Raw genomic sequence first — 13,478 nt, 5'->3', positions numbered from 1 at the left:
ACCTTATCTAACGAATAATATTATTTGCTAAACGTATAATTTCTTCCTTCACTTCGTTAATCGTCATACCTGTTGTATCAATCTCGATCGCATCCTGGGCTTTCATTAAAGGTGAAATTTCACGTGTCATATCAATATGATCGCGTCGCTCAATATCTTTAACCAAATCATCAAAATTTGCTTCAATTCCACGTTGCTGGTTATCTAACAATCTTCTTTCCGCCCTTTCTTTAACTGAGGCGATCATATAAATTTTAAGTTCAGCATCCGGAATGACATGTGTACCAATATCACGACCATCCATCACAACTCCTTTTGCTGCTGTCATCGCTTGTTGTAGGGCAACTAACTTTTCTCTTACAGCTTTTTGACTGGCTACAAAACTTACATTTTGTGTAATATCATTTTCGCGAATACGTTCTGATACATCTTCATTGTTTAAATATATTCTTTGACCGTTGTCATTGATTATCTTTAAATCGATATTTTGTACCAATGTCTCAAAATCAGCATCAGGCTGCGTTAAGTGTGCCAAAGTGATGGCACGATACATTGCACCAGTGTCTACATATACCATCCCGAGTTCAGCTGCAACAAGTTTTGCAATTGTACTTTTACCTGCCGCTGCCGGTCCATCTACTGCAATATTAATTTTATTCATTTTATTACCTGCCTTGTCGTTTAATCTTAATTATTTTATCATAGTAGTATTACGATGTATATTTGGAGGATTAATATGAAAAATATTCTGGTCATGCATACCGGCGGAACCATCAGTATGTCTGAAAATGCTGATGGTTTTGTGACGACAAACGATGTCAATCCAATGTCAAACATACAGCTGGATAAATATGCTAATATAACTGAAATACACCCCTTTCAAGTACCGTCACCTCATATCACATTGCATCATATGAATGCATTGCGTAAACAAATCATTCAGGAAATTTACAGCGAAAATTATGATGGTATTGTGATAACTCACGGGACAGATACATTGGAGGAAACCGCCTATTTTCTCGATCTTACTTTAAATGTAAGTATTCCAGTCATTCTCACAGGCGCAATGCGTTCATCAAATGAAATAGGCGCTGATGGACTATATAACTACATTTCAGCGATAAAAGTTGCCTGCCATGAAGCAAGTAAAAATAAAGGAGTCCTGGTTGTATTTAATGATGAGATACATAGTGCAACCAATGTTACAAAGACACACACATCTAACACCAGTACTTTTCAAAGTCCGAATTATGGTCCTTTGGGGATAGTCACGAAGAACAACGTCTATTTCCATCACCTACCCATCCTGAATTCACCTTTAGTCAAAGTGGATGAAACAAAGAAGGTTGGACTTATTAAAGCACATAGTGACTTAGATGAAGCGCTCCTTGCATTCTTTGTCGAAGAAAACTATGACGGTCTTGTTATAGAGGCACTAGGTCAAGGAAATTTACCCCCTTCTAGTTTAAACGGGGTTAAAAAACTTGTAGATGCAAATATTCCGGTTGTCCTTGTATCACGATGCTTTAACGGTATTGCCAGCAATACTTATCACTATGAAGGTGGCGGCTATGAACTTAAAGAAATGGGACTCATCTTCTCAAATGGCTTAAACGGTCAAAAAGCCAGATTAAAACTACTTATCGCATTAAGTAACAATCTAGATCACCAGGCCTTAAACACATATTTCAGTAAATAAAAAAGTGCAGTCACCAAACGGTTGACTGCACTTTTGACAATTTTTTAGCTCTTTTTTTTATTTATGATATCCTGAGCTATCATCCCGCCATGAAACTTACCATTTTCTATAAAAATAGTATTTGCATCATTACCCGCCGCGATGACACCTGCTATATATAAATTTTCCACATTGGTCTCCATCGTTTCGCGATTATAATATGGAGCTGTTCCGTATTCATTCGTCACCAGCTCAATACCCATCGCTTCTAAAAATTCGTAGTCCGGATGATAACCTATCATCGCAAAAACAGTATCATTACTGATTGTCTCTAATCCAAGAGGTGTTTTGATGGTCACAGTATTTTCTTCTATTTTTACGACTTCACTACTAAAATGTAATTTTATCTTTTCATGATTCACCAATGATTCATACAAAGGTAATATCCATGGTTTCACACTTTTAGAATATGTACTACCACGATACACAGCTGTTACGCGTGCCCCCGCTTTCTCAAGTTCCAGTGCTGCATCAATCGCAGAGTTCTTTCCACCAATAATTAATACGTCCTTATCGAAATAAGGATGTGCTTCTTTAAAATAATGATGTACTTTCGAAAGTTCTGCACCTGGAACATCAAGAATATTTGGTTGTCCATAATATCCTGTTGCGACTGTTACATATTCACATTCATAATTTTGTTTATTCGTGCTTACAATAAAGTGATTCTCTATTTTTTTCACGGCAATCACTTCTTCATTTGAATGGATTGTCAGACCGTGGTGTTTGACGACTTCACGATAATAAACAAGCGCTTGATTACGTCTAGGTTTATGTTCTTCAACAATAAAAGGTATATCACCGATACCTAATTTTTCACTAGTAGAAAAAAAAGTCTGATGTGTCGGATAATTATAGATTGCCTCAACGACATTACCTTTCTCGATAATAATATTTTCAATACCTGCTTTTTTCTGTTCAATACTTGCAGATAACCCGCAGGGTCCTGCTCCAATAATAATACTTTCTATACGTTGCATTTTTTCACCTTCCGAAAAAAAGAGACTCATTGTAAGAGTCCCCTTTAATTAATTATCTTCTTGAATATCAAGTACTTTAAAACCATTTTGTTTTAAGTATTTTGTGAATTTCTTAATGTTTTTATGATTTTCTACTTTAACGATCATTCTTCGATGCATTTTATCAGTTTCATCAAATGTTACGAATGAAATAGCATTTAATTTAAATTTCGATAAAGCAGAAGCTAATCGCTTAATGCGACCTTCTGCATCAATAGAAGTAATCGCGATACGCACACCTGGTTTACTCATACCAAAAGCTGATTTAAATTGATCCATCACATCATAGCGCGTCACTACCCCTAAAAACTCCTGACGGTCATTGATAATGCTAAGTATCGGAAAATCCTGCAATGTAAGAAAAGACTCTTCGAAGAAGGTATCATCATTAACACTATATTCATCTAATGTTAAAATTTCGCCTATTTTTGTATCTTCAATGAATTCATCTCTTAATTTAGGTGTTTTCATAAAGAAAAAGTGTCTAAATATATTATATTTTGTTGCAGTCCCTAAATATTTACCTGATTCAACTACCGGCATCCCATCGATGCCGTGATGTTCTAATTTATCAAGGACACTTTTAACCGTGTCATCAGGATTTGCAACATAGCACTTTTCTTTTGGTATCATTATCGTCTTTAAATACATATATCCATCCCCTTATATGTTTATTTAGGTATAACTAATGTTTGACCAGCTGAAAGATTGTTACCAGAGATACCATTGGCTCTTCTGATTTTATCAACATTTTCAGGCGTTCCGGCACCGTAATATTTAATAGCGATACGGTATAAGTTTTCCTGAGCACCTACTACATGAGACGTTGTGCCATTTGCAGCTGGCGTAGTGTTGGTTTGATTATTATTTGTTGCATTGTTATTAGCTGTAGTTGCGTTGTCTGTAGTATTAGCATTCTGAGCATTATCATTTGTAGCAACGTCTTGTGATTTATCTTCAGCAGTTGGTTGATTTGTTTTGGTATTTTTATCTTCGGGTGCTACTTTATCTTCTTTTGTCTTATCTGCAATAGTTTCAGTGTCATTTGTTGCTTTTTCAGATGATTTCTCATCTGCCTTTTTGTTCGTCTCTTTCTTATTATCCTTTACTACAACTTCTTCAGTTTTTGGTTTTCCGTCATCTTGGTTGTTAATAAAAGTACTTAACAGAAGGATAATTGGTACAAGAAGTAATATCGCAGCAAGAATTGGAAGAAATTTCTTAATACCTCCACCTTCTTGCTCTTGCTTAACCTTTTGATTATCTTGATGTGTTTTATTGCCAGTTTCAGCATGTGCTTTTTCTACACCTACTGCACCTGCAGCTGTCCCTGCAACAATTTTTTCTTTTTTAGAAGTATCTTCTTTTTTGTTGTTATATAGTGGTTTGTCACCATGAATTCCTTTTTTATTCGTCGCAACATTACCTACAACACTACCTCCGACACCTGTTGCTGAAGCAATGATTGAGCGGTCACGTTTTTTGTTAATACCATCATTTTCAACCGATTCATCAACATTAGTCTGATTATCTTTTCCTTCATAAGTTACTTTTTCATCAGGGGCTAATGTTTTTTCACGATTTTTTCTTTCCATCGAACGATTTCTTCTAGATGCTCCACGCGGTGGGAATATTTCATTTGTTTCTTCCTGAGCGACAGAATCCTGCTCTGAATCATTAGATGTAAGTGTATCTTCACCAACCTCATGATTTAGGCTTTCTTGTGATTCACGTTCTATTTTTTGTTTGCTCTTTTCAAATTCGTCTTTAAAGTTGTCTTTTGACACTATATTCACCCACTTAATCATTATTTATCAATACATTTTTATTATAGACAAAATATGTTGCTTAAGTAAAGTCATATAAATCATTAAATAGTTGATTTAGTAACGTTTTACTTGCCATTTTTTGCGGTTGATAATCTGACTGATTAAACTTCAGATAAATTTCTTCATTACAAATAGAACAACACCTATTATTTTTTTCTGATTCATCGTCGATTTGATCTAATAGTTGACTATTATTTTGATTAAGTTGTTTTAAACGCTTTGTTAAACAACCTTGTTCATGAATATATGAAAGCATATTTGAAGTTGCAAGGCGTTTCATTGATTGATGTTGTGCAATCTTCCTAACAATAAAAGGCTCATCATGCATCTTACTTAATATTTCCAGAAGTACTTGTTTTTCTTCAGTTAGTTTTGTCCCTTGATAGAACATGGCAATTTCATCAGGATTTAATTCATTCATCTCGTTTAATCTATAAGCAAGTAATTCATCATTTTCTGAGTATAAAAGAATAGATTGCGCTAAAAAACCATCTCTACCTGCTCTTCCAATTTCCTGTATAAATTGAAAAATAGATTTGGGCATATGATAATGAATGACTGTACGAATATTAGGCTTGTTTACTCCCATTCCAAAAGCATTCGTTGCACAGATAACTTGTATTTCATCCTGCATAAAACGCTGTTGTACTGACATGCGTTCTTCATAGGTCATATCTGCATGGTATCGTTCTACTGTAATATGTTGTTCGTAAAGATACTGATATACAAGTTCTACTTGCTTTTTTGAAGAAAAATAAATAACAGTTGGTCCAGAAGATTTTAATATGTTTTCAATGTATTTTAATTTTTCACCATCATTCATACAGTTGATGATAGCGTAATAAATATTCATTCTTTCATACATATAATCAAGTATCTTTAACGGCTTACCTAATACTTGTTGTATATCTTGAATCACCCGATTATTAGCAGTCGCAGTTAATGCGATAACCTGTGCATCATAATAATTGATAACTTCACCTAATACTAAATAATGCGGTCTAAATTCATATCCCCATTCAGAAATACAATGTGCTTCATCAATCACAACGGTTTGACATGGATAATCTTTTAGTAATTCTAAACCATTGATTGAAAGCCATTCAGGTGAACAATAAATAAAGTCATATGCATGAATGTTACGTAAGATAATATATTTATCTTGCGCATCCAGATTACTATGGATACAACAAGCTTTAATCCTTTTATTTTTCAATTGCATCACCTGATCTTCCATGAGTGAAATGAGCGGTGATACAACAATCGTTTTCTTTTTTAACAGAAGCATTGGTAATTGAAATGTTAACGATTTACCTGCACCGGTAGGTAATAACGTTAATACATCAGCTCCTCTTAAAATTTCATCTATGATTTCACGTTGATTTTCTCTCAGTCGTTCAATCTTAAATGTATTTTTTAATATATTATTTAATGCATTCATATTAACCGCTCCATTTTATGCTTAACAATCGCTAACTTTAACTTAAAGTAATCCTTTACTGGAGATAATTCAAAATATGATTTGAGTCTTCCAAATTGATGTTCCTCTAAAATTTTTGAAATTAATTGATATTCCTTATGAGAAAGAAACAATGAAATATCCAGTGGATAATCTTTAATTAGTATTTCAATGATATGATCTTGAATTGTATGTATTCTAACGCCTTTTTCATGTTGTATCGTTTCAATGGATGCGCCGCTTAGTAACCGCTTATAAGTGTCGTTTGTATTGAGGTGTAAAGGTGTTCTGGCATAAAGTTGTTTTAATATGTCAGGACTTTGATATTTAATCCAATGTAAAATAATATTTTTTTCGATAAAAATTTGTGCAGCAATGTCATCAATGGCTTTATTATATTGAATTGCGAGCAATTCATAACTTGCTGGAGTAATATCATGTCCACTTAAAAGATGAATAAAATAACATGTTCCCGTTTCCTTTTCAACATACTGTACTAACTGCTCAACTTCTTTAGCAAGCTCCATAAATAAATTTTCATTCTTTATATGTGCAAAAATCATTTTTACATGTTGCTGAATAAACAGCCGATTAGTCATTGGGATATAATCTGATGAATGATGAAGATTTTCTGAAACACTTTGTAATAATAATAATAGACCCGTAAAACTTATATCAGTCGCATAATGAAAATAAGGATAGAGTTTTATGTTGTTACCTGAATCAAGTCGAAGTATTTGTTTTTCTATATCATCTAGCGACACATTAGGATATAGTTCATATACTGGTAATAAGTCCTGCATTACAGCGTCAAAATAAGTTTGTTGCGTCCTGGCACCATTTAAAACTTTCCATAAGCTTTTCACTGACTTATCTTCTAAAAAGTTAGTTCTGATATATTGATTAATCGCTTTCATCTTATCACCTGAAATATTTTTGTTGAAAAAGCTGATAACAATCTCTAAAATGGTTATGTATGTTATTTATAGTGTAGCATGAATGTGTGAGGAGGCGAAAATAAATGTCAGGTAAATATACAATCGTTGATATGGATACATGTATTGCATGCGGTGCATGTGGTGCTGCCGCACCGGATATATATGATTATGATGATGAAGGAATTGCTTATGTAATTTTGGATGATAATCAAGGTACACAGGAAATACCTGAAGAACTAGAAGAAGATATGATTGATGCATTTGAAGGTTGTCCTACTGATTCAATCAAAGTTGCAGATGAATCTTTTGACGGTGATGCTTTAAAGTTTGAATAACTCAAAAAAATGGAGTGAGAATGTTCTCACTCCATTTTTTATGTCAAGTTTATATTTATTGATCATTTATTTATTACGTAATCGTTTATTCAATAATGGAACCAGTGGCTTAACCACGACATAAAATAATATCAATAATAATATACCTTTAATGATATTAAACGGAATAATACCAGCTGTTACGATGACCTGTACATTCTTAACGACATCACTTAAATTCATAATCATGCCATACATTGGTAATAATACAAAGTAGTTTAAAATGCTCATGATAATGGTCATAACAATTGTTGCGAGAATAAATGCTGGTAAGATTTTAATCAATTTACCTTTCGTAACAATATATAATGTCATAATAAAGGATGTACCTGCAAGGAAGTTAGCCAAAGGTCCAATAGGATCCGTCATATTGGTAACAAAATTTAAAATATTTTTAATCATTTCTACGATTACGGCACCAACTGGTCCCATCGTAAATAAAGCAATGATTGCCGGTAAATCACTAAAATCAATTGTCAAATAAGGTGGTAAAAATGGCACAGGTACTTTTATAAACATTAAAACAAAAGCCACTGCACTCAGTAAACCGATAAGAATCATTTTTCTTGTCTTATTTAATTGTGTCATACTTTCTCCTTACTTCATCTTTGAATCAGGAGGACAAATAAACTTGACAAACTCTGGCCTCCATCTTCTCCCATCCAGACTGTACTGTCGGCTCTGGAATTACACCAGATCAGCTGCGTTACACAGGTCGCGGGCTTTTACCGCCGGCTCGGAATTTCACCGACCCCGAAGATGAATTATTATTTGGCTAATGCCATACATCATTTTACCAAACTACACGGTTGTGTCAACAAGTGGAATCGAAATACTAAAGGTTGTACCTTGACCTTGAACACTAGTAACAGCAATTTTTCCGCCATGGCGTTCTATAATCGCCTTTACAATAAATAATCCTAACCCAGTACCATGCTTTCCACGCGTTCTAGCTTTATCTACCTTATAGAAGCGATCAAATATATGCTCAATGTGCTCTTTAGCTATCCCAACTCCTGTATCAATAACCTCTATATAGAAGTTATGATCATCATTATGGGTAGCAATTATGATACTATCCCCTTTTTTAGTATATCTCATTGCGTTATCAAGTAAATTTGTGAGTACCTGGAATATTTTATCATAATCAATCTCTACTTTACGTGTATGTTTAAGATTAAGTATTAATGGTGTTTCATGTTCTTGAGCACTTTGTTTAAAGTTTTGAACATTTTTCTCAATCAAAGGTGTGATATCCATCAATTCTTTATTTAAAGTTGTTTCTCCGGCATCAATACGTGCTACATTAATGAGTTCATTAACCAGACGATTTAATCGTTTGGATTCATCCAGAATAATATTTAAAAACTCATCAACATCTTCTTTATCTTCTACAATGCCATCTAATATCGCCTCTGTATAACCTTGTAGCATTTGAATTGGTGTTCTTAATTCATGTGATACATTTGCGATAAATTGTTGTTTCATGTTATCAATTCTTTTTTCTTCACTCATATCTCGAATGATTGCAACTGCACCATTGTTCTGACCATGAGAAGTATTTTTAACCGGAGAAATAATTAAAACGTAGTGTTTATCATTTGTTGCAATTTCATGGTATACCGTTTCATCTGAGACCATCACCTTATTAACAAGTTGACTGAGTATATCGGTATCCTCTTGAGTAATTTCATCAAGAAATTTCTCTGCTTTTGGATTTTGAAGCTGTTTCTCAAGATCCATATTAAAACTAAGTACACCATCTTCCATGGCATTTATTAAACGATCACGCAAATTTCTTTCCTGTGATATTTTACTGATATTTAATGAAATTTGCTGCTCCATCTTATTAAACGCTAACGCCAGTTCCCCGATCTCATCTCTAGAGTGTACAGCTACCTTATTATTTCGCTCTCCTCGAGCAATGTTAAAGGCTGCAGCTTTTAGTAATAATAAAGGTTTCGTAATTTTGTTGGACAGGAAAAATGCAAAAATAGTAGATAATAAAAGCAGTATCATCGCTACTACAAATATAATCAACGTTATATAACTTTGCGCATCATCCATTGAATTTGTATCTTGATAAATAAAGATACCGCTATCTTTCATATTAAATGCCTGAGAAGGATAACCGATCAATATATATTCATGTTGCACTCCTTGATAATCTACCTTGATATCTTTCATGACATATTTATCTTTAGTGAATACCTTGTCATATTCATCGTTATTCTTTATTTCATCCACCATTAACTGTCTAAGCGGATCTTCATTTGTTTCCTTCAGATCTGCTTTATTACGTACGATAATTAAACCTGCAGGATTCTCAATGAGTTCTTTCACATAAGTCATGGCATCACTTTTATCATGATGACTTGTCAATACGAGTTCAGCTTTTTCTGCCTGCTGCTTTAAGGCATGACCTGACTCGCTTTTTAAATAAGCATTAAAAAAACCGATCAGTGATGCTGACAATATAATTAAAACTGCGGTAACTATAAACAATATAGTTAACCACAGTTTAATGACTACGCTATTAAAATAGCGCATTATTCTTTTACCTCAAATTTGTAGCCTACACCCCATACCGTATGAATCATATCAGCAGCTTTTGGAGAAACTTTATTTAACTTCTCACGTAGACGTTTAACATGTGTATCGACCGTTCTTAGATCACCATAAAACTCATAGTGCCATACATCTTTAAGTAATTGTTCACGGTCAAATACTTTATCAGGACTTTTAGCTAAGAATAATAGTAATTCATATTCTTTTGGCGTTAAATTAACTTCTTTATTTTCTGCCATAACGCGATGTGCATCATTGTCAATCACTAAAGAGTCAAAGACGATTAAGTCTTTCGCGTGCGCATCCTGTTTAAGATACATCGTCGGTTGTGAGCGGCGAAGAATTGCCTTAACACGTAATACGACCTCACGTGGAGAAAAAGGTTTAACGATATAGTCATCAGCACCAATTTCGAAACCTTCCACACGATTATGTTCTTCACCTTTAGCCGTAAGCATGATAATTGGTGTTGTTTTCTCTTCACGAATTCGTTTACAAACTTCTATACCGTCCATACCTGGTAGCATGATGTCTAATAATATACAATGAAAGTTTTGGTTTAACGCAAGTTCTAATGCAGCTTCACCGTCACTAGCTTCTACTGTTTCAAACCCTTCACGTTCAAGGTACATTTTTGCAAGTTTTCTGATTCTATCTTCATCGTCAACGATTAATATCGTGTTTTTCATTTTAACTACTCCTTTTTATTACGCATAAGAATGTAATCCAGCAATGATTAAATTAACTGCGATAACATTAAATAATATAATCGCCATACCGCCTACTGCAAGCCATGCACTCTTTTTACCTTCCCATCCACGACCTAGACGTAAATGTAAAAATATAGCATAGAATAAGAAAGTTATTAAAGCCCAGACCTCTTTAGGGTCCCAGCCCCAGAACCTACTCCAGGCAATCTGAGCCCAAATACTAGCAAACAATAAACCACCGAGCGCAAATAATGGAAAACCGATAATGACTGAGCGATAACAAATCTCATCCATTAATTGCAATGAAACTTTATTAGTAAGTGGTTTAATTACTGAGAATAACGTTCTTCTTAAAATTAATCTTAACAGTCCGTATAGAATTGTGCCAATAATAATCGACCATAGTACTGTATTTAGTTTTTGTGCATTGATAACCGGTGGTAATTCAATACCGGTAGAGAAACGTTTGACCTCATCATAATCTTGTTTTGTACCCTTAACTTTTACTACTGGTTTACTATCTTTGAAAGTTACTAAACCAGGCAAATGATATTCAGCAATTGTTGCTTTGTCATTTTTATCATAATAATAATAATCTTCCTGATAATGAACAATACCTTTTATTACGATCGTCGTTAAGATAAAAGCAATGACAAGTGTGATAAAGTACATTACTACTTCCAGCCAAAAAGCATCTTTTGATTTTTCGTTTGCATCAACATATTTTAATAGATAGATTAGACCAGCTACAGAACTTACTGATAAAATACCGTAACTTATTGTTACTGTAATAACATGTATTGCTAACCAGTTACTTTGTAATGCTGGTATCAATGGTGATACTTCCCTTGAAAACATACTCGCATAAACAATAACAAGCATAGCAATTGGCAATGAGAATAATGCTAAAATTGGTGTGTGGTAGATGAAATATAATACAAGAAATCCACCGACCATCATAATACCGAACATCGTTAAAAATTCATACATATTACTTACAGGCGCATGACCTGCTGCTATCCATCTTGTAATAAAATAAATCAGCTGCATAATGAAACCTATAATCGTTAATGTCACAGCAATTTTTTCACTGCGTTTCGACTTTGCTCTTATACTTGCTGAAAAAGGTAAGATGGCAATTAAATATAGAATAAATGCAGCATACAATGAAGTACTACTGATATTTAATAAAGCTTCACTATTCATTTTCTTCCTCCGTATCCGCATATTTATCATTTACTTTCGGCAAATGATTTTCGCTTAAAACACTGTTTATTTCTCTAGATAAACCAAAATAGTTTTTATTGGTATGTGCTGCTAATTTGAATCCATTTTGCGTATCAATCCAGATACGACGATGATTAATATATGAACCAACTGCTAGCCCTAATAGGAATATTGAAAATCCTACAAATAGTACTGGTAATGTTAAATCTTTTTTAACGGTTAAATAAGTGGTTGTTTTATTTGTAGCACTTACAAATTTAACATCATATTTGTTATTTTTAGTAATATCCTGAGATGAACGGATTTTTAGCAGACTATATTCCGGAGAATTATTTTGATGCTCAACACCAAAAACAAACGCCGGATTATTAGGAACTGGTGATTGTGTTAATAAAGTACCATTCTTAGCAACACCGTTAAAGTCAGGTGCATAGTTTTTTAAACTAACCTTTAGTGCATCTGAAATCGAGTATTGCTTATCAGGGTTTTCAAGTTCAACTTCAAAGGTTTTACCTATCTGCTCACCAGTTTTGTTATCAATCACCTTAAATATCATAGACTTCAGTTGTGATTGATCGAAACTATTTTGATACAGTGCAAAATGATCAAAGGTTACAGGGTGATTCACTCGTACACTATCATCTTTTAACTTTTCTAATTTAGGTTCAGCACCCACTATTTTGTGATCCATCTTATTTTCAAATATCGTAACTTTTGATTCGTAGTTTTTGGCAATTTTATTCATACCTGCATCTGCAGACTTACCATTAACATTTGAAATTGACTCTTTATCATACTGCTCAAATATAAACTTGTTGTTTTTTACAAAGTAAGTATTATCTGTACCAGGAATGCTTTTTGTCTCGCCTTCAGTTACACCTACAAATTCATCAACATACAACGCTGGAATAAATCTTAGCATTGATCCAGCTAGCAAAATAATTAATCCTGTATGATTAATGTAGGGTCCGTATCGACTTAATCGACCTTTCTCAGCTAAAATCGCAGTACCGTCTGTTCTGACTTTGTATTTTTTTTGTTTCAGACTTTGAATGAGTTGTGATTGATCAACTACATCAGGTACATCCAATGTTAAACGCTGGCGTCTAAAGAATGTCGGATGCTTCTTAACAGTTTGTTTCGTCAGTGATTTATGTAATGGAACGCCTCGGTCAATACTTGCAGCAATAATCGAGAAAGCAACAAGTGCTAAGAGAATTAAATACCACCATGATGTGTAAAGGTTATCAAACCCAAGGAGATGATAGATGTAACCTACTGTGCCGTATTTTTCTTTATAGAATGTTGCCGGGTCTTCACCTACCGGAATAAAGTATTCCTGTGGAAACATCGTCCCAATTGCTGAAGCAATTACAGTGAAGACAAGTAATGATACCCCTGTCTTTACAGAACTGAAGAATATCCATAATTTATCCATCAGTGTTCTGTTTTTAGTTTTACTTCGCACAGCCTGGCCATCATAACGCATGACGTCCGTAGTTTTTTTCTTATCATAATCGTCATTAATTAATCGACCACAGTTTTGACACAATTGCGTGCCCGGGGGATTAACATGTCCACACTGACATTTGATTGTTTGTTCCAATTCAATATCC

Annotated in this window: 13 protein-coding genes and 1 riboswitch; of the genes, 2 read left to right on the top strand and 11 right to left on the bottom strand. The window is 34.0% G+C overall.

The window, feature by feature from the left end:
* Nucleotides 1-7: 7 nt before the first annotated feature.
* Nucleotides 8-661: a (d)CMP kinase gene (gene cmk / locus ACMGE6_RS10045; protein WP_414053668.1), complete on the bottom strand. Its 654-nt coding sequence runs from the start codon at nt 659-661 to the stop codon at nt 8-10.
* Nucleotides 662-736: 75 nt separating this feature from the next.
* On the opposite strand from cmk, the gene ACMGE6_RS10040 reads away from it, so the two are divergent.
* Entirely contained in the window at nt 737-1,699 is a 963-nt protein-coding gene (locus ACMGE6_RS10040) for an asparaginase (RefSeq protein WP_414053667.1), read from the top strand.
* Between the two features lie 44 nt (nt 1,700-1,743).
* On the opposite strand, the gene ACMGE6_RS10035 is transcribed toward ACMGE6_RS10040, so the two are convergent.
* The 5 genes from ACMGE6_RS10035 to ACMGE6_RS10015 form a co-directional block, all read right to left on the bottom strand.
* Entirely contained in the window at nt 1,744-2,718 is a 975-nt protein-coding gene (locus ACMGE6_RS10035; protein ID WP_414053666.1) for a YpdA family putative bacillithiol disulfide reductase, read from the bottom strand.
* 48 nt (nt 2,719-2,766) lie between these two features.
* Nucleotides 2,767-3,408, bottom strand: a complete 642-nt coding sequence (locus ACMGE6_RS10030; protein ID WP_414053665.1) for a CBS domain-containing protein — start codon at nt 3,406-3,408, stop codon at nt 2,767-2,769.
* Between the two features lie 20 nt (nt 3,409-3,428).
* The gene (locus ACMGE6_RS10025; protein WP_414053664.1) at nt 3,429-4,544 is read right to left on the bottom strand and encodes a LysM peptidoglycan-binding domain-containing protein; all 1,116 of its coding nucleotides are present in this window, start codon (nt 4,542-4,544) and stop codon (nt 3,429-3,431) included.
* Nucleotides 4,545-4,605: 61 nt separating this feature from the next.
* On the bottom strand, nt 4,606-6,027 hold the full coding sequence (locus ACMGE6_RS10020) for a RecQ family ATP-dependent DNA helicase (RefSeq protein WP_414053663.1): 1,422 nt from the start codon (nt 6,025-6,027) through the stop codon (nt 4,606-4,608).
* The gene (locus ACMGE6_RS10015) at nt 6,024-6,962 is read right to left on the bottom strand and encodes a helix-turn-helix domain-containing protein (protein ID WP_414053662.1); all 939 of its coding nucleotides are present in this window, start codon (nt 6,960-6,962) and stop codon (nt 6,024-6,026) included. Before ACMGE6_RS10015 ends, ACMGE6_RS10020 begins: the two co-directional genes overlap by 4 nt.
* A gap of 104 nt (nt 6,963-7,066) precedes the next feature.
* On the opposite strand from ACMGE6_RS10015, the gene ACMGE6_RS10010 reads away from it, so the two are divergent.
* Entirely contained in the window at nt 7,067-7,318 is a 252-nt protein-coding gene (locus tag ACMGE6_RS10010) for a ferredoxin (protein ID WP_414046359.1), read from the top strand.
* 66 nt (nt 7,319-7,384) lie between these two features.
* Here the strand turns inward: ACMGE6_RS10010 and ACMGE6_RS10005 are convergent, their stop codons facing one another.
* The 5 genes from ACMGE6_RS10005 to ACMGE6_RS09985 form a co-directional block, all read right to left on the bottom strand.
* Nucleotides 7,385-7,945 (bottom strand): ECF transporter S component, encoded by a 561-nt coding sequence (locus ACMGE6_RS10005; RefSeq protein ID WP_414053661.1) that lies wholly within the window; start codon nt 7,943-7,945, stop codon nt 7,385-7,387.
* Nucleotides 7,946-8,003: 58 nt separating this feature from the next.
* A riboswitch (FMN riboswitch) is annotated at nt 8,004-8,122 on the bottom strand.
* Between the two features lie 36 nt (nt 8,123-8,158).
* Nucleotides 8,159-9,907, bottom strand: coding sequence for an ATP-binding protein (locus tag ACMGE6_RS10000; protein ID WP_414053660.1), 1,749 nt, complete (start codon nt 9,905-9,907; stop codon nt 8,159-8,161).
* On the bottom strand, nt 9,907-10,614 hold the full coding sequence (locus ACMGE6_RS09995) for a response regulator transcription factor (RefSeq protein WP_414046356.1): 708 nt from the start codon (nt 10,612-10,614) through the stop codon (nt 9,907-9,909). Before ACMGE6_RS09995 ends, ACMGE6_RS10000 begins: the two co-directional genes overlap by 1 nt.
* A gap of 18 nt (nt 10,615-10,632) precedes the next feature.
* The gene (ccsB, locus tag ACMGE6_RS09990; RefSeq protein ID WP_414053659.1) at nt 10,633-11,841 is read right to left on the bottom strand and encodes a c-type cytochrome biogenesis protein CcsB; all 1,209 of its coding nucleotides are present in this window, start codon (nt 11,839-11,841) and stop codon (nt 10,633-10,635) included.
* The gene (locus ACMGE6_RS09985) at nt 11,834-13,468 is read right to left on the bottom strand and encodes a cytochrome c biogenesis protein ResB (RefSeq protein ID WP_414053658.1); all 1,635 of its coding nucleotides are present in this window, start codon (nt 13,466-13,468) and stop codon (nt 11,834-11,836) included. Before ACMGE6_RS09985 ends, ccsB begins: the two co-directional genes overlap by 8 nt.
* Nucleotides 13,469-13,478: the final 10 nt, after the last annotated feature.

This window comes from Macrococcus equi (genome assembly GCF_047426745.1).
In the GTDB taxonomy this organism is placed as follows: domain Bacteria; phylum Bacillota; class Bacilli; order Staphylococcales; family Staphylococcaceae; genus Macrococcoides; species Macrococcoides equi.
The sequence above is the reverse complement of the archived record's forward strand: the minus strand, read 5'-3'. Positions and strand labels throughout refer to the sequence as shown.

Coding starts and splice junctions, on each gene's coding strand:
- cmk (WP_414053668.1), bottom strand. CDS start 661: ATGAATAAAATTAATATTGCAGTAGATGGACCGGCAGCGGCAGGTAAA.
- ACMGE6_RS10030 (WP_414053665.1), bottom strand. CDS start 3,408: ATGTATTTAAAGACGATAATGATACCAAAAGAAAAGTGCTATGTTGCA.
- ACMGE6_RS10015 (WP_414053662.1), bottom strand. CDS start 6,962: ATGAAAGCGATTAATCAATATATCAGAACTAACTTTTTAGAAGATAAG.
- ACMGE6_RS09995 (WP_414046356.1), bottom strand. CDS start 10,614: ATGAAAAACACGATATTAATCGTTGACGATGAAGATAGAATCAGAAAA.
- ACMGE6_RS10035 (WP_414053666.1), bottom strand. CDS start 2,718: ATGCAACGTATAGAAAGTATTATTATTGGAGCAGGACCCTGCGGGTTA.
- ccsB (WP_414053659.1), bottom strand. CDS start 11,841: ATGAATAGTGAAGCTTTATTAAATATCAGTAGTACTTCATTGTATGCT.
- ACMGE6_RS10020 (WP_414053663.1), bottom strand. CDS start 6,027: ATGAATGCATTAAATAATATATTAAAAAATACATTTAAGATTGAACGA.
- ACMGE6_RS10005 (WP_414053661.1), bottom strand. CDS start 7,945: ATGACACAATTAAATAAGACAAGAAAAATGATTCTTATCGGTTTACTG.
- ACMGE6_RS10000 (WP_414053660.1), bottom strand. CDS start 9,907: ATGCGCTATTTTAATAGCGTAGTCATTAAACTGTGGTTAACTATATTG.
- ACMGE6_RS10040 (WP_414053667.1), top strand. CDS start 737: ATGAAAAATATTCTGGTCATGCATACCGGCGGAACCATCAGTATGTCT.
- ACMGE6_RS10010 (WP_414046359.1), top strand. CDS start 7,067: ATGTCAGGTAAATATACAATCGTTGATATGGATACATGTATTGCATGC.